This is a genomic window from Marinigracilibium pacificum, from assembly GCF_012926615.1.
Lineage (GTDB): Bacteria > Bacteroidota > Bacteroidia > Cytophagales > Cyclobacteriaceae > Mangrovivirga > Mangrovivirga pacifica.
Genome location: NZ_JABBNU010000012.1, coordinates 147,036 through 164,221, shown reverse-complemented (window position 1 = coordinate 164,221; position 17,186 = coordinate 147,036). Strand labels below are relative to the sequence as shown.

The 17,186-nt window shown below is 35.4% G+C and carries 12 protein-coding genes; 5 read left to right on the top strand and 7 right to left on the bottom strand.

The features are described 5' to 3' along the window. The first annotated feature begins 294 nt into the window (after positions 1-294). Positions 295-786: a DUF502 domain-containing protein gene (locus tag HH304_RS18445; protein WP_169684759.1), complete on the top strand. Its 492-nt coding sequence runs from the start codon at positions 295-297 to the stop codon at positions 784-786. Here the strand turns inward: HH304_RS18445 and HH304_RS18440 are convergent. Beyond that, positions 770-2,491 carry a cellulase family glycosylhydrolase gene (locus tag HH304_RS18440; RefSeq protein ID WP_169684758.1) on the bottom strand — a complete coding sequence of 574 codons (1,722 nt, stop codon included), beginning with the start codon at positions 2,489-2,491 and terminating at the stop codon, positions 770-772. The genes HH304_RS18445 and HH304_RS18440 overlap by 17 nt on opposite strands. Positions 2,492-2,880: 389 nt before the next feature. Between HH304_RS18440 and HH304_RS18435 the strand changes: the two genes are divergently transcribed. The 3 genes from HH304_RS18435 (at position 2,881) to HH304_RS18425 (ending at position 6,996) form a co-directional block, all read left to right on the top strand. Next, entirely contained in the window at positions 2,881-3,468 is a 588-nt protein-coding gene (locus HH304_RS18435; protein WP_169684757.1) for a TlpA family protein disulfide reductase, read from the top strand. 23 nt (positions 3,469-3,491) lie between these two features. Continuing rightward, on the top strand, positions 3,492-5,234 hold the full coding sequence (locus HH304_RS18430) for a GAF domain-containing protein (RefSeq protein WP_169684756.1): 1,743 nt from the start codon (positions 3,492-3,494) through the stop codon (positions 5,232-5,234). A gap of 91 nt (positions 5,235-5,325) precedes the next feature. Further along, positions 5,326-6,996, top strand: coding sequence for a formate--tetrahydrofolate ligase (locus HH304_RS18425; protein ID WP_169684755.1), 1,671 nt, complete (start codon positions 5,326-5,328; stop codon positions 6,994-6,996). Between the two features lie 25 nt (positions 6,997-7,021). Here the strand turns inward: HH304_RS18425 and HH304_RS18420 are convergent, their stop codons facing one another. From HH304_RS18420 to HH304_RS18395, 6 genes are all read right to left on the bottom strand, one after another. After that, on the bottom strand, positions 7,022-7,960 hold the full coding sequence (locus tag HH304_RS18420; RefSeq protein WP_169684754.1) for a DUF6607 family protein: 939 nt from the start codon (positions 7,958-7,960) through the stop codon (positions 7,022-7,024). Next, positions 7,957-8,394, bottom strand: a complete 438-nt coding sequence (locus tag HH304_RS18415) for a DoxX family protein (protein ID WP_169684753.1) — start codon at positions 8,392-8,394, stop codon at positions 7,957-7,959. Before HH304_RS18415 ends, HH304_RS18420 begins: the two co-directional genes overlap by 4 nt. Positions 8,395-8,400: 6 nt before the next feature. Beyond that, on the bottom strand, positions 8,401-9,783 hold the full coding sequence (locus HH304_RS18410; protein ID WP_169684752.1) for an HmuY family protein: 1,383 nt from the start codon (positions 9,781-9,783) through the stop codon (positions 8,401-8,403). A gap of 13 nt (positions 9,784-9,796) precedes the next feature. Continuing rightward, positions 9,797-12,043 carry a TonB-dependent receptor plug domain-containing protein gene (locus HH304_RS18405; RefSeq protein WP_169684751.1) on the bottom strand — a complete coding sequence of 749 codons (2,247 nt, stop codon included), beginning with the start codon at positions 12,041-12,043 and terminating at the stop codon, positions 9,797-9,799. 225 nt (positions 12,044-12,268) lie between these two features. Beyond that, positions 12,269-13,315: an SO2930 family diheme c-type cytochrome gene (locus HH304_RS18400; protein ID WP_169684750.1), complete on the bottom strand. Its 1,047-nt coding sequence runs from the start codon at positions 13,313-13,315 to the stop codon at positions 12,269-12,271. Positions 13,316-13,325: 10 nt separating this feature from the next. Next, positions 13,326-14,564 carry a parallel beta-helix domain-containing protein gene (locus HH304_RS18395; protein WP_169684749.1) on the bottom strand — a complete coding sequence of 413 codons (1,239 nt, stop codon included), beginning with the start codon at positions 14,562-14,564 and terminating at the stop codon, positions 13,326-13,328. Positions 14,565-15,049: 485 nt separating this feature from the next. Between HH304_RS18395 and HH304_RS18390 the strand changes: the two genes are divergently transcribed. Next, positions 15,050-17,161, top strand: coding sequence for a pectate lyase family protein (locus tag HH304_RS18390; RefSeq protein ID WP_271711691.1), 2,112 nt, complete (start codon positions 15,050-15,052; stop codon positions 17,159-17,161). Positions 17,162-17,186: the final 25 nt, after the last annotated feature.

Below are 17,186 nucleotides of genomic sequence, written 5' to 3'. Positions count from 1 at the left end.
CAGACCACAAGAATTTAAGTCTAAGGCTCATAAAAGTTAATAAGTGGCGAACAATTTTATGGACGATGGTTCTGATTTTCGGACTTGTAGAATATTTTATTTAAATATGAACCTAAGCTCTTTTTTTAAATTAGAATACCATGAAATTGTGAAATCCATATTATATTAAAGAAACAAATCAGGTAATATCATATGTCAGTTTTCAAAAAGACAACAAAAAAAATTCTCATCGGAGGAGTACTTTTCCTAATCCCCGTGACAATCATGTTTTTTATTGTCACGAAAATTGTCGGCATGATATTACCCTTAGCTAACAAAGTAGTTAAATCAACAGGAATCGATTCGCTTCTGGGAGCATCTTTAGCTATTGCAATAGCTGTTACAATTATTATTCTTCTTATATGTTACCTCGCTGGTTATCTAATAAAAAAGGGGTTAATTAAAGGCTGGGGAACGGAAGTAGAAGAAATCCTATTCAGATCATTCCCCTTTTTACAGGTTCTTAAATTCAGATTTATTTCCGAAAGCGAAGGCCTTAAATCTCCATGGAAACCTATTTTGTTACCTGAAGACAATTTTTTAAGAATTGCATTTATCACTGATGATACTGATGAAGAGTATTATTCTGTTTTTATCCCTGATGCTCCAAAAATGGATGCAGGTGAACTAAGGATCATTCTTAAAAAGAACCTTGACCCTCAATTTATCTCAATGAAAAATGCGTTGGATGGCTTAAGTACCTTCGGTAAAAAAATGCCTAATTTAAAAACTATGATGCGTCAGTAAATAATATTGATTTAAATTCAGCACTACCCTTTTCAACTAATATTTTAATTGTATTGTGGCCTTTTTTTAGCTGCACACGACCTATTGTTAATTCATCAAACTTTTGTTTTGGTGATATTGTAAGCCTGTCTATCAGATTTTCATTTAAAAATACAGAAATCTTAGCCTCATTATTTTTAGCGTTAATTATTAATGATAATTCAGGCTTTATTTCTGCATCAATATCAAATGTATAATGAAGCCATTCACCTTCAGTAAAATCACTGATATAGTATTCTCCAATTTCATCTACATAAATATCAACCCCGTCATTTCTATAAGTTCCACCTGAATTCCATTTTTGACGGTCTCCCCCAGTTGAGATATAATAATTAGCATGATTGTGATCGTAATATGCCTTTTCAATAATTCCAAGATCATAATCTACTGCCAGAATAACATTACCATTCTTCATGTGATCTTTAAAAGGTAACACTTCATTTGACCTAACCTGCCTGAACATTGCATCGATTACATCATAGTTAATAATATTGTTTTCCATTTTAAGGTCTTCAGCCAACTGCATGAATGCTTCAGCTGCTTTTTCTCTAGATGGTTTATTTTTTTCGCCTCGCCAATATGATAGAATGTCATGATACCCTTCATTAATTTTGACCTGAAGAGGGTTATTATACCCAAGTTTTTTTAGAGGCCACCAACACCAGCCAATGCCATTTTCTTCCATTAATTTAATAGCATCTCTAAACCACACATTCGAATTTTCACCTGATTCCCCCAGCCATATTGGAATATCATATTTATCACGAATATCCAAAGCCCACTGAATATCTTCCTTTCGGTTGTAATTCCAATATTTATGAAAACTCACCACCATATTTTCATCCCAAGGTGGGAAAATCCCATTGTAGTTATTACCCCAACCGTTACCTTCTATAATAATTATATGGTTTGAATCTATTGATCTTATTAATTGAGTTAATTCAACCATTAGTTCTTTTAATGGAATATTTTTGGTTTCCTCTAAGCCATTTTTGTTTTTACCTTCCTCAAATGCCCAATTGGGTTCATTTATCAGGTCATATCCACCAATCCATTCTTCATCTTTGTATCTGGAAGCGAGTTTTTTCCATAATTCAATTAGCTTTTGCTTGTTTTCTTCACTTTCCCAAAGTGACGGTTTTGACGGATCACGATCAGAAATATTAAGATCGTGACCTTGCCCACCCGGAGCTGCATGCATATCTAAAATCAAATACATCTCATTTGACTCACACCAACGAAGTAAAGAATCAGTCATCATAAAGCCCTTGTCAAGCCAGGTATTTTCACCCTTAACAGGCTCTTGATCAACAGGAAGCGTAAATAAATTGAAATGCATGGGTAATCTTATTGAATTAAACCCCCATTTTTTGAGCGAATCTATATCTGTCTTTTGAGTATGATTTTTAAGCCATGTACTATAAAACTCTTCTGTGGCCACATCTCCTATAAGACTTTTCACTGAATCTCGAAAAACATATTGTTGACCTGAAAAAGGAGCCTTTAACATATACCCCTCTTGCAACATATGCCCTCCAAGTCCGATACCGCGAAGGATTACCTCATCTCCATTTTTATCAATAATTTGTTTACCATCAACATGAAGGAAGTTTTGAGCATTTAGATATGAAATTGAAATACATAAAAGAAATAAAATGAGTCTCATGAATTTATTGGGTAGTTTCTAGACCAAATATAGGTGGAAATGAAAATTACCGGGGTAGGTATTTATTACAAAAGAGGGGTGTGAATTAACCAAAAAAAAATTCAACTAACAGTGACTAACCACATAATGGTATGAAATCTCCTACTTTAGTTACATGAGAAATATTTATTCATAATTATCAAGTATCAAGATTATTGACAGTTTATTATCATTTAAAAGCTATTAAACTTAATTCATTCCTAAGAAGTCATAATTCAATTCAACTTAAAATAGTATAAATACCTTTTTCTTCAGCAACTCTATGATTTCACATGCTAGATATTACATACCCAAAAATCAGCTTTAAAACCTTTAAACAATCGTTAGGTTATATTCGCATCCTTAAAGCTATGAAGAAAATATTTTTTGGTATTTGGGTGTTGGTTATCCTTTCTTCAATTGGATACATTTTTTACGAGCAAGAATATCGGTTCTTACTTCCTACGCCTGTGCCTGAAGATTTAGTACAAGTAGAACGTGGCGATTCTGTAAACATTTCGTCTATAGATTTATCAGGAAAGACATTCATCCATTTTTACAATAGAGAGTGTCCTTGTTCCAGATTTAATATTGATGAATTCAAAAAAATGGTTACAGATTATGGCGACTCCGTAAATTTTATTGCCGTAATCGAAGCTACAGATAAAAAAGAACTTTCTGAATTCATATCTAAGTATGATTTGGGAATAAAAACTGTCATTGATAATGATGGGAATATAGCCAAAGCACTGGGTGTGTATAGTACTCCTCAGGCAGTTATCGTTGAAGACCATCATATTTTTTATAAAGGTAATTACAATAAAGCAAGGTTTTGTACCTCAAAAAATACTCGATTTGCCGAGTTAGCTCTAAAAGCACTTGCTGCTGGTACATCTCCACCAAACTTTCCGGAACTAGCATATATATCGTATGGGTGTGAATTACCGGCAAATAAATAAAGATTTTGATTAATTGTTAAGTTATGGATAATAAATACAAACCATTTTTTGATCAGATTTATAACAAATCAAACCGGGTACTCGAAACATTATTAATTGGGTACTTCATTTTTGGAATAGGAATAGCCTTTATCTATGACACTTTCCTGGTAGGGGTTTTAGTTGGATCACTGAACCTGGCACTATATTTTTCTGCCAAATTTTTATTCAAGGAAACCAGATTAAACCAGTATATAGGTAGCCTTGTTGCCGGAATCTTCATGGCTCAATTCATCTACCAGATGCATGGCTTATTTGAAATGCACTTTACAGCGTTTATAGCAATTATAGCTCTGATTGCCTATCAAAACAAATATGCATTTATTCCTCAATTTCTACTGGTAGTTATTCACCATTCAATTTTTGCATATATTCAATATTTAGGAAGTACTGAAGGGATTGAATCGTATCAACAGATATATTTCACACAGCTTGACTACATGGATTTCTCTACCTTTCTATTTCATGCTGGACTATATTCTGTTGGAATAGCAATAGCAGTAGCCTATACCTATCAGCTTGAGCAGTCAACAAAAGCAAGTGCTGAAAATATCATTAGCTTAAAAAACAATGAAATGAATATTCAATCTAATATTGACTTTGCTAATGAAATAGCAAAGGGAAATTTAGATCTTGAATTCACAGCAAATGAAAATGACAAGCTTGCAATAGCCTTGTTGAACATGCGCGAAAATATCAGGGAAAGTGCCCTGAGAGAAAAACAGGAGAAGTTTATTACTGAAGGTATTGCTGAGGTAAGTGATATTGTACGTTCTAAAGTTAATGACCTTGAGTCATTGTCAGATTCGATTGTTTCTTATTTAGTGAATTACCTTGATGCTAACCAGGCAGGGCTTTTCATTAGAAAAGATGACAATTCTGATGAGCTGGAGCTTAAAGCATGTTATGCATACCAAAGAAAGAAATTCATCAATAAATCTATTATGATAGGTGAAGGACTAGTAGGTCAATGCTACCTGGAGCGTGAGAGAATATATCTAAAAGATGTCCCTTCAAATTATATGCAAATCACATCAGGATTGGGAGAGTCATCTCCAAGGGAAATACTTATCCTTCCTGTTAAAACTGATAAAGAAATAATTGGTATCCTCGAAATAGCAACTCTTAAAAAATTTGAAGATAAGCATCATAAATTCCTTAACAGGGTTAGCGAAACTATTGCTGCTACAATATCATCTTCAAAATTAACTCAGAAAACACAGATCTTACTTGAGCAATCGCAACAACAAACTGAAGAAATGAGGGCTCAGGAAGAAGAAATGAGACAAAACATGGAAGAGTTGAGTGCAACTCAGGAAGAAATGCGAAGAAACTCTTCAATTGCCGAAAACCAGTTAAAAGCTATTTCAAATAGTAATATCGGCATGATTGAATTTGATACATCAGGAAATGTTTTAGATGCCAATCAAAACTTCTGTGATGCAATGAAATATAGCAAAGAGCAGATCGTTGGAAGACATCACCGAATGTTCGTTTCTGATGAATATTCTCAGAGTGAAGAGTATAGTCACTTTTGGGATGACCTTCGAAATGGTTTAATAAAAAGTGGAGAGTTTGTCAGGTACAAATCCGATGGTGAAAAAGTTATTCTTTATGGAGCCTATTCAGTTATTAGAAATGATTATGGCAACATCGAGAAAATAATTAAACTAGCTTTCGACATCACTGAATATACAACTAATTCAAAAGCTGTCCAGCAAAGCTAACACATGATATAAATCATATCTCTCAAAGGGATTAGATAGTAAGGGGTAAAATAAACAGGGTTAATTTGGTTAAAATCAAATTAACCCTGTTATGTTATCTGATATCCAAATCGCACAAAACTGCCAATTAGAACATATTGATAATATCGCCTTAAAACTAGGTCTTGATAGAGATGACCTTGAACATTATGGTAAATACAAAGCTAAACTACCTCTTAGTTTAGTTGATAATAATAAATTAAAAGATAGCAATCTCATCCTTGTAACTGCTATTACTCCGACTCCTGCAGGCGAAGGAAAAACAACTACTTCGATAGGTCTTGCAGATGGCCTTTCCAAATTAAACAAGAAAACAACAGTCGTATTAAGGGAGCCATCACTAGGACCGGTATTTGGAATTAAGGGTGGTGCAGCCGGTGGTGGATATGCTCAGGTGGTACCGATGGAAGATATCAACTTGCATTTCACCGGTGACTTTTCTGCAATTGAAAAGGCAAATAACCTTTTAGCAGCATTAATTGACAATAACATTCAAAGCAAAACCCGTAGCCTTGGGATTGATCCTCGAACTGTTTTATGGAAGCGATGCATGGACATGAATGACAGGGCACTTCGTAAAATAGTTACTGCTTTGGGAGGAAAATCCGGTGGTATACCAATGGAAACAGGGTTTAATATCACTGCTGCATCAGAAATTATGGCAATATTATGTATTAGCAAGGATATCGAAGACCTTAAAGAGAAGTTAGGTAATATTTACATTGGAGACACCTTTGATAACACACCTGTTTTCGCCAGAGACCTGAATGCAGAGGGAGCAATGGCTGCTCTTTTGAAAGATGCAATCAAGCCAAACCTGGTACAGACTCTTGAAGGAACTCCTGCTATTATTCATGGCGGCCCATTTGCCAATATTGCTCAAGGCACAAACAGTATTATTGCAACAAAAATGGCAATGTCCCTATCTGATTATGTTGTTACAGAAGCTGGATTTGGAGCTGATCTGGGTGCAGAAAAATTCTTTAACATTAAATGTAGATATGCAGGTATTTCTCCCAAAGCAGTGGTAATTGTAGCAACAATAAGAGCATTAAAATACCATGGCGGAAAACCATTAAAAGACCTTAAAGAGGAAGATCTGGAAGCGGTAGTTAAAGGCAAAGAAAACTTGAGAAAGCATGTTGAAACAATAGCTAGCTTTGGAATTCCTTCTGTTGTATGCATTAACAGATTTGATTCTGACACAGATGCAGAGATCTCCATTCTGAAAAAAGCATGTGCAGACTGTAATGTTCCTTTTGTAGTTAGCGCAGGATTTGCAGATGGAAGCAAAGGAACAACTGATCTTGCTGAAGAAGTTATTAAAGCAACCGGATTATGCAAATCAGATTTTATTCCTACTTACAATCTGGAGGATTCACCAAAAGAAAAAATTGAAAAAGTGTGTAAAACAGTTTACGGAGCACAGTATGTGATTCTTTCAAATAAAGCTCACAGGCAATTACACCGATTTGAAGAATTAGGATTTGGGAGGCTTCCGATATGTATTGCTAAAACTCAAAAATCTCTTTCTGATGATGAAGAACTATTGGGCAGGCCAAAGAATTTTGATATTAATATAAGAGAATTTGAGATTGCTGCCGGTGCAGGTTTTCTAGTACCAATTGCCGGAAACATTCTAAGGATGCCTGGTCTCCCTGCAACGCCATCAGCAGAGAATATAGACATTAATGAGGACAGTATAATTTCCGGATTATCATAAAAAAAGGCCCAAAAGGGCCTTTTCTTTATTTATTTGATACCAGTTTCTGATTAGTCACAAGATATTTTTGAATTGTCTGTCTGATTAGAGTTCTGGCCTCTTCACTATCATAATTATCTCCTACAAGTTCATCTTGAAGACTAAATAATCTGCTAAACAAGAGCTGATCATCCACCTTTTTATTCAATTTGATAGATTGGTTAAAACCAAATAATTCGTCCCAGACTGTTCTTACATCCGCCCAAAAAAACTGGTTCTTTTCCCACCACGTTTTTGCCACATTACATCGGTTATCTTCAGTTCGATTATAGGTGTTCCAGCCTTTTTCACCTGCTAATAATTTATCTCCGGCATCATCTCTTATCACTTTTTGATTGTCCTGTTCATGAATCCATCCTTCATTTGTAATTTCCTGACGGTTTCTTCTAATCATGACATTATAATCTTTTCTCTTGGAAAACTCTCGTCTTGGTAATGGAGCACTGGTAGTGTTTTCCCAATAATGCTTGCCATCAACATGCACCCATGAAGCAGTTCCTTCATATCTTGGGCTGTCATCTACCTGAAAAACCTTTTGAGTCCACTGTCCTTTTACATTTGAACTTTTTAGTTTTTCAAATTGCCACAGATTGTCGTAATCATAGGTATAAAGGTTTACATTTTCATAGATCCAATCCTGACGCCAGTGTTTGATAATCATTGTATCACCTACAATTAGCAAATGCTGAAGAACAATTTTACTGTCTTCGGAAAGTACAGGAAAAACATATTCAAGAGCTTTTGCCCGGTAGTTATCATGAAATTCATAATTTTCATCTTCTGCAAAAGTCTCTGCAAAATTAAATGTCACATCATAGCAACCGCACATACTCAAAATTGCTTCACGATCTTGCTTGATATTATTCTGTGCCTGACTTTGAAGCACTGGAAGAATAAATAATATTGAGTAAAATAGATTTTTCATATTTTGGATAATTTACCAGGTAAAAACGCTGTTTTAAGTTTAGGATAATCGTAAAATATTAATAGAAAATTCAGAATCAGATATAAGGATGTCATTAACAACTCTCCCTTATCGTGGGGTTCCAGAAACAAGTGAAACAAAAAAACATTGAGAGTTATTGGAACTAACATAACAGCTCCAAGCAGCCCAAATACCTGTGAAACTAACAAGATGCCACAAGCAATTTCTGCTACTCCGACCATTTCCCAGAAATATCCTGTTTGTTTCATTCCACCGATTAATGAGCGAATCTTGATAACATGCTCAGGCACTTCAGCAGTTGGATCTACAGGTGGTCTTTCTTTAGAAATAAACTTCTGGATACCTGCATAAATAAATAATACACCTAAACCAACTCTTAATGAGACTACTACCCATTTTGTTAATTTCTCCATGATTGTTTATTCTGATATTAATTGAAATTTGAAATCAACATAACCTCTTTCGCCTGTTGTGGAAGTCATGTTTAAAAACTGAAGTTTATAGTAATTCCCCTGTGAATCATGAATAACAAAATATCTGTCTTCATAAACGGCTGGTGATGAAGTAGGCCCTCCAGAACTTCTCCAGTCGGAACCCAATGCGTCAATTTCTGCATTGAATTGAAGGTTTTCGATATCGTCAAGTGTAATTTCTTCATATGCTATATCTTCAACCAACACTTTTGCTACAGTTGTATTCTTTCTATTCATCACAATAAAATCCTTATAACCATATGGGATATATGCATCTGGCCCCATTGAAATAACTTTTGTATAAGTTCCATACATTAAATCCCATGAATCAGACTTGGGAGCAACAGGCTGAACACCGTTTTCTAATTCCAGGTAAGTGAAATTATAATCGGGGACTTTTTGAATTGTATAGTCTTTTATATTTGAGCCATCAATATTTGAGGTTGTTACCTTATAGGTCCCATTTTCAGCAGTTATTTTAACTAGTTTCCAGTCTTTACCTGGCCTTTTTATCACGTAAACAGGATTTTCAGTAGCTAAAGTTGAAATTTCACCAATAACTCCGGCAGTCAAATCACCATTTGAAGAGTCTACCCAGTTGTGTGCACCAATAGAGGGATCATAGTTAGGCGGAGGGATATTCATTTCATATCCAAAGTCAAGAGTATCTTCAGGTACAACTTCAGAAATATCGGATTTTGACAAAGGCCGGGCCATGACAAAAGCAGAACTATTAAGAGATACATAAAAAGCACCCTGGAGATTATAAAAAGACAGATCCCATGTAAATTTATCAACACTTGTTTCAGTCAGTTTACTCAAATCAACAAATGAAACTTTGGTAAAGCTTTCTCCTCCTGCATCAAAAGACAAACTCCCGGATTCAGAAATGAAATTCTCTGAAAATAAAACTGTAGCTTCATCCTGAATACCTGGTATGGTAATAGCTTCTGATGGCTCAACTTGAAATACAACCTCTTCATCAGCCTGAATATTCAATCCACTGCCTGTAAATACTTTAATTATTGCCGACTCATCACCTTTGACATAGGATACTGTGACTAAATCAGAATTTGCTGCTGGTTGTGTATAAAAATCTGCCTCAGGACCGTATATCAGATCAGAGCCGAATTTAACTTTTATTTCTCCAGATTCTGGTGCCGGTCTTGAAAAGACTAATTTTAATTCAACCTCTGATTCATTCGGGCTAACCCCGATATTAGTGTTATTAAAATTTACTAACACAGACTGTGGTTCATCTTCATCGCCACATGCTGTATTGATTACGACCAAAATAAAGGCCAGAAAAAGTAATTTGATTTTGTTCATTTTAAGTGATTAGTTATTTAGACCATTGATAAATGAAATTGATATAAAAAGACCGCCCATAAGAAATAGGTGAAGAAGATCCTCCTCCATGAACTCCCTGACTTGATGTATTCTGAAGTGCTGTGATGTTCAAGGCATTTCTTACACCAAGACTCAGACGGACATTTTCTTTGATATTGGTTGTGGAAGAAAGGTCTAGCATTTGATAGCCAGCTACCCCCCCTTTACGAACTTCAGGATCGTATGAATCTTGCGGATAGTATAATTGATATCTTTCTTGTGCTCCGCTAAACTTCCAGTTAGCAGTAAAATAAGTTCGAGCTTTTTTCCAGTTGTATTTAATATTGACAGTTACTTCTGGGGAATAAACAAACTGAGGCACTTCATAATCAGATTCAAAAAGACTTTGGTATAATCCTGTATAGCCAATTCCAATTTCAGTTGTTAATTCTTTGAACTCCCAATTTGAATATAGGGCTGAACCAAGTGTTTTATATCGTTCAAGATTAACATAGGTTGTTGACTGGTTATTTGCTGTAGTCCCCAGTAAACTTATCCTGTCTTGAATATCATTATAGAATAACTTGAAGTTGAGGTTTAATGATTTTTTTGGGTGGAAGCCAAGGACCGTATTAAATGAATTTGAATACTCTGGCTTCAATTGATCATTACCAATAATATTATGGTTTGAATCAATAAACTCATGATATAACTCCCGGATGGAAGGCACTCTGAAACCTCTTCCATAAGCAAACCGGATATCTACCTTATCGTTTAAGGTATATTTTAAGTTTAGTGACGGTACAGGCCGGGTGTCAAATACATTATTTTTTGAAAACCGCAAACCCGGCCTGACCATCAACTTATCACCGACCTTAATGTCCCCAAGTAAAAACAGTGCATAGTTGTTGATACGCTTAGCTCCAGTAGAAAGCGTTGTTCCTTCTGCTTTTTCCAGATTTATCTCAGTTCCGATCTGAAGATCAAATGATGAGCTCCCCAATATATCCATAGTGACATTTCTTAAGAAAAACACGTCGTAACTGGTTGTGTCCTGTTCAGAATCTACAGTTGTTCGCTCATCACCGGTATTCAAGTTGGTAACATATTGATGAGAGACTCGATCATAGTCTGTGTATGATGCTGATGTAAAATTTTTCAGATTAAAGAGTTTCCAGCTTAAGCTAAACTGATGAAAAAAACGAATAGCTATATACTTCTCATCAATGGCTGTTGGGTCTTTTAAGGGATCATTATCATTAATTGATCCCAGGTTGGTGATTTTCTCATCTAGATAATCCAGTTTATAATTAAATGACAGATTATTTCTGGTAAATTCTGCAGATCCGGATAAAAAAAGCTGATCTTTTGGATGCCATTCTTTTTCTCTTCCAGTTGCATTTCCTGTCCATCCACCAAACTTGTTTAGACGAATAGAAGAACCTATAGTGATAAAATCACCAGGCTTATACCCTACTCTGATTGACGGAGCATGAATTCCTTCACTATAAAATGAATATTCATTACCAACCGATTCTTCCTGCAAGGTGGCTTCAAGAAAAATCTTTTCTTCAAAAGTCCGGGTAATGATATTAACAACACCTGCCAACGCATCCGAACCATAAACTGCAGACATTGGTCCTTCAACAATCTCAACTCGCTCTACTGATGAAATATCTATTTGTCCAAGGTCTATTTCATTGTTAACTCCCTGTCTACCTGAAACGGGTATACCGTTAATAAGAACCTTTACATTTTGACCTGAAATCCCTTGAATAGATACTCCCGATGAACCTGTTGCATTATCTCTGTTAAACCTGAAATTTAATTGTCGGGATAGAACATCCGAGATATTTGTAGCTCCAAATTGAAGAACTTGATCCCTGGAGAGTGTTCTGACATTATAAACAGATTTTTTAGCAGAAATTGGTTCAAACTCCCCAGTTACAACAATATCATTTAACTGGATATTGCTTCTTTCAAGTCGTATTTCAAGGTCTTTTTCGGACTGTATAGTATCAGCAAAAGGAACAAAGGAGAGATGACTAATATAAATAGAATATGGCAGGGAATATTGAGCGATCACCTCTCCATTTGTACCCGAAATATAAGTAGCAGTTTCACCGTCCGGAATAGAGGTAATACTAACGTATGCCCCTTCTACCGGAGATTGTCCATCTGAAAGAGTTAAAATATGCTGAGCATTCAAGTTTAGGGCAGCTACCAGCAGAAAAATTATACTTACGATTTCCTTTTGCATTTCTTATTTAGATTCATTCTAAACAATGCAAATGTATTTCCGGTAGTCAGTCTCTCAAAGGAACATTCAGGGTAATTTATAAAAATACCTTGATCGCATTAGATACACTACCCTGCTTTGGCTATTCGAATACACCAAAGGGGGTATAAATTGATTTAAAAAAGCATGTAAATAAAAAAGGAGGCAATTTCTTGCCTCCCCGCTAAACAAATAGCGATGTCTATATTATTCAAGACTATTAATCCAATCTCTTATTAGAGCTACACCTTCCTCATCAATAATTGTCCTGCCTAATTCAGGCATCATAACCTCAGTTTCGGTAGAGTTCATTCGGTAGTATAATATCGATGATTCTGCATCACCTTTAACAATATCAAAATCTAGTCCACCAGAACCAGCTCCTGCCGCAACAGGGTTCTTGTTAAACCCGAGGCTTAAAGAGTCTGTATTGTAATAATTCAGGAACAATCCGGAATTGTAAGCCGAACCATTCTTTTGATGGCAATGACCACAATTAACTTCAAGATAAACACGAGCCCTCTCAGTCAATGAACGAGACTCATCTCTAAAGTCTACCCATTGAGGGATCTCATTATGCTCCGGTGCTTCTAACAAACCATTTTCAATCCATTTTGAAATTTGATTAGCAGCCCCATCATGATATTGATAAGTTTTATTAAGGTTTTGAACTTTTGGCCCGATCGGTTTTTTCGTATTTGATCTTGCATGACAGTTCTTACACTGATTCTTATTAGGGATTATATAATCAACCGAATATGTTTGGCCGTTAGCAACAAAAGTCATTGGTTTAGTATTACCAACAATATTCCTGTAAGCTTCAGTTTGTTCGTCATTCCACTCATATACCTCAAGATTCCACCCGTCATTCTGATGAAGAAGCAATCTGGTTTCTATAATAAAATCTTCGCCTGATTCTAAGGTATAATAAAAGTTTTTTACAAGAATAGTACCTTTTGGAAATGACAACACATCAGTAGTATCAAATGTTGCAGAGCTTCCTTCAGGCACATATACGAAACGTTTTTTAGAAGCATAATCAGTAAACAATGGTGTGTTTAAATCATAAGGCAATACACCTTCAACCGGATTCAGATCCGAAATGTCACCATCAAATAATTGATAATCACTTAATTTCTCATACACTTGCGATTCAGGAAACCTCACTCCTTCCGGAGAAACAGATTCGGAATCACTACAACCTACCACAGCCAGACCAGCTACAAGTAATATCAAAAAATGTTTTACTCTCATGCCTCAATAATTATAAACTTGTACCGTAAGGATTAAAAGAAACAGCAGGCAATTCAGTTCCTGTACAATCATGTGCAGTGATATCAGTTTTCACATTACCTGTACAAGTTTCAGTATTCAAGTTTCCAGCATCAATATTAATAAACGATGTTCCCGCAGCTTCTTGAGCACAAAATCTTAATCCCAAACCATCTATTAATAAATCTGGTTGAGAAAGTTCATTTGTTCTAATCACATTACTGATACATAAAGCTGTTCCAGATTGATTCTGGTTATATTGTCCATCCCTTGTATAAGTGTTATCATGAACATAAATTTCATCCCACATCTGAATATAATTTGGATCTCCCGGGTCATTTCCAGTAATCATATAACTGGCTGTAATAACATTGCCATACATATTATCGGTAATGTCGTTATCAAAGATTTCAACTTTTCTTGTACTTAAAAGCATCACTCCCGTACCTGCAGGAACAATTCCAACAATATTTCCAGCCGGAGCAAAGTTAGTCCTGTTATTATTGTCAACTGTATTGTTATAAATTCGGCAAGTATTTCCATATTGAGTTAATCCTGGTAAATCAAACACAAGGATACCACCTGTATTATCAGTAGCTGTATTTCCATAAACATCAGCATTGATAGTATTTTCAATCTCGATACCTGCTACATTTCCTTCAGCTGTAGAATTTCTAACAATTACATTCGTAGTTTGTCCTACATAGATACCCGCATCAGAAGCTCCGTAGGCATAACAACCATCGATCATTACATTAGTACACAGTACTGGATACAGCCCGTAAGCACCATTCCCTTCATCAGGAGTACCAGACCAAACAGTTCCGACGTTTAAAAATGTCACAAAATCACAGTCACGGGTTTTCAGTGCATCCCCATCTGTATCTTCAATAGTAAAATCCTGAAACAAGATATTTTCGCAGTTTGTAGCTAACAGACCTTCACCACCGCCTGCTTGTTGAGCAAAATTCAGGGTAGTAGAAGTTCTTCCTGCTCCAATAATTCTAATGTCCTTCTTATCATCAATTGATAGCTGACTCGTAAAGTTATAAGTACCTGCTTCAAATACAATATCAGTACCTGGCGTAGCTTCAATCATAGCAGCTTGAACTTCCGATTGAGCATCGGGTCCCGGGCTAATTACAATACGAGTTCTAGATTCTTCATCATCACTACATGCTCCTAATACCAATAGGAAAAAAGCAAGCAATGCAAGGTTCAATTTTTTCATGGCTTTCTTGGGGTTAAATTAATTTTCAATTAAATGTAAAAAATTGGCTCGGTTGGAAATCAAATATAGTCTGAGGGGATGTTATGGCCAATAATTGTGATTAAGTCCGGACTTTTTTCCAAAGTCTGGACTAAGGTTTTAGGATTTTAATTAGAAGAATTAAGATTTTAACACCAGACGAGTTTTGAGGGAAAATTAACTACCATACTTTGTTTATACTATATCCTCCAAACAAAAAACACTCATTGTCTCTATAGAGGATAGAAAAAGTCAGTTATCAGATATCAATACCTAAATAAATAAAACTAACAGGACAACTACGATCCAAAAAAGATATACATAATCTGACATACAACAAGTTATAAGCTATTAATATTATTATCTTCGTGAAGATTTATATTATAGATTTTTTCAATTTTCAACCAGCTAAAGAAAGTTCAACCAAAAGATTACTTAACATGAATTTTAAATCAATAGTACCTATTATGGTGCTAATTCTTAATGTGATTGCTGTTTTTGGAAACAGTAATATCAATTCTATTATCAATTCAGAAAACAGAATTCTAGACGAAAAAACAACTATTACAAAATCCAAATCAGCATTTAATGCTTCATTATCAGCAAGAGCAGGAAATGGATTTGTTGATTTATCATGGAGCGTGCAAAATATGCAGGTTTATGCATTAGAAGTTTACAGAGATACAGATGCTGATCCTAAAGGCAGAACACGGATTGCCATTGTCCCTTCAGACGAAAGAAATTTTTCTGATAGAAATGTGACAAATGGTCAAACCTATTATTACTGGATAAAGGTTAATGGCTCAGTTAATTCGAATGTAGCACAAGCCAGACCACAGGATGACCCCAAAGTAAATTTAAATGCAACAGGGGATGATGGCTTTGTGGACTTGTCCTGGAATATAGAAAACCCTCCAGTCACCACCCTTGAAGTATACCGCGACACAGACCCCGACCCAAAGGGAAGAACAAGAATTGCTTTTGTACAGCCAAATGACAGAAGTTTTACAGATAGAAACGTAAATAATGGAACGACTTACTATTACTGGATAAAAGCAAATGGTTCGATAAACTCTAATATCTCATCTGCTACTCCTAAAGCCCGACCAATAATCAATTTGCGGTCTAATGCAGGAAGTGGCCTAGTGGATTTATCTTGGAGTATAGAAAATTTAACCATATCAACTCTAGAAGTTTACCGCGATACGGACCCTGATCCGAAAGGCAGAACCAGAATTGCGGTTGTTCCGGCAAGTACTAGGAATTACACCGATAATAATGTCAACAATGGAACAGAATATTTTTACTGGATTAAAGTAAATGGTTCTATTAATTCCAATTTAACTTCAGCAATTCCATATATAGGAACCAATGAATTAATAGGGTATGCGTCATTGAACGGAGGTACTTCAGGAGGTCAAGGCGGAACAAGCGTTACATGTGGTACAGGAGATTGTATTATTGAAGCTATCAATAACAAGAAATATGGTTCAATTTCTCAACCTTTAACTATTTATATTAATGGAAGGATATCACCATCGAACACTTCAGCATCGAAAATAGAAATAAAAGATGTTAGAGACATTTCTATCATAGGGATTGGAACAAATGGTTTATTTGATGGTATTGGAATAAAAATATACAAAGCAGGCAATATTATCATTCAAAATGTAACCATCAGAAAAGTTGATACCGGAGATAAAGATGCAATCAGTATCGAAGGACCTGCTGATCATATATGGGTTGATCATTGTGAGCTGTATGCTGAGTATCAAGGTGTCGATAAAGATTACTACGATGGCTTACTTGACGCTAAAAGAGATGCTGAATACATTACCTATTCCTACAACTATTTTCATGATAGCTGGAAGACAATGCTGGTGGGGAGCTCAAGTAGTGATCTGCACGATAGAAAGATTACTATTCACCATAATTATTTTGATAATGTAAGCTCTAGAACTCCCCTATACCGTGGTGGACAAGGGCATATTTTCAATAATTTTTATAGTGGAATTAACTCTACCGGAATCAACACTCGTGCAGGCGCCTGCCTAAAGGTAGAGAACAATTATTTTAAGGATTCTCATAATCCAATAGTTTGGGCGTATGAAAATGTAAAAGGAAATGTAGACCAAAGTGGCAACAAATTTGACAATGTTACCTGGGGATATAGCGACAATGTAAATAAACCTGGTTCTTGCCAGTTAAATATTCCGTACCAATATGGTAATTATCTCAACGATACTGATGATGTACCATCTATTGTAATTGAAAACACAGGGGTTGGCAAAATTGGCATTAATAGAGATTCTAATACCAGAGTTATGGAAAATGCAACCATTCAAGACATATCAGTATACCCTAATCCTGTAGGAAATAACAATTATATCAATTTAAAAATTCCTGATTTTAAGGGTAACGAACAAATAAGAATAGTTAACTTCTCTGGTATTGAAGTGATAAACAGACCTGCGAAAAATGAAGTAGAAATAATTGACGTTTCCCACTTACCTCAAGGTCAATATGTTATTCAATTGAAAACAAATACATCTACGAAGCTTAAGCTATTTATTAAATAATTGCTATGATTTTAAAAAAATCATA

Excerpts from the sequence above, each read along its gene's own strand:
- HH304_RS18445 (WP_169684759.1), top strand. The coding sequence starts at position 295 with ATGATATTACCCTTAGCTAACAAAGTAGTTAAATCAACAGGAATCGAT.
- HH304_RS18440 (WP_169684758.1), bottom strand. The coding sequence starts at position 2,491 with ATGAGACTCATTTTATTTCTTTTATGTATTTCAATTTCATATCTAAAT.
- HH304_RS18435 (WP_169684757.1), top strand. The coding sequence starts at position 2,881 with ATGAAGAAAATATTTTTTGGTATTTGGGTGTTGGTTATCCTTTCTTCA.
- HH304_RS18430 (WP_169684756.1), top strand. The coding sequence starts at position 3,492 with ATGGATAATAAATACAAACCATTTTTTGATCAGATTTATAACAAATCA.
- HH304_RS18425 (WP_169684755.1), top strand. The coding sequence starts at position 5,326 with ATGTTATCTGATATCCAAATCGCACAAAACTGCCAATTAGAACATATT.
- HH304_RS18420 (WP_169684754.1), bottom strand. The coding sequence starts at position 7,960 with ATGAAAAATCTATTTTACTCAATATTATTTATTCTTCCAGTGCTTCAA.
- HH304_RS18415 (WP_169684753.1), bottom strand. The coding sequence starts at position 8,394 with ATGGAGAAATTAACAAAATGGGTAGTAGTCTCATTAAGAGTTGGTTTA.
- HH304_RS18410 (WP_169684752.1), bottom strand. The coding sequence starts at position 9,783 with ATGAACAAAATCAAATTACTTTTTCTGGCCTTTATTTTGGTCGTAATC.
- HH304_RS18405 (WP_169684751.1), bottom strand. The coding sequence starts at position 12,043 with ATGCAAAAGGAAATCGTAAGTATAATTTTTCTGCTGGTAGCTGCCCTA.
- HH304_RS18400 (WP_169684750.1), bottom strand. The coding sequence starts at position 13,315 with ATGAGAGTAAAACATTTTTTGATATTACTTGTAGCTGGTCTGGCTGTG.
- HH304_RS18395 (WP_169684749.1), bottom strand. The coding sequence starts at position 14,564 with ATGAAAAAATTGAACCTTGCATTGCTTGCTTTTTTCCTATTGGTATTA.
- HH304_RS18390 (WP_271711691.1), top strand. The coding sequence starts at position 15,050 with ATGGTGCTAATTCTTAATGTGATTGCTGTTTTTGGAAACAGTAATATC.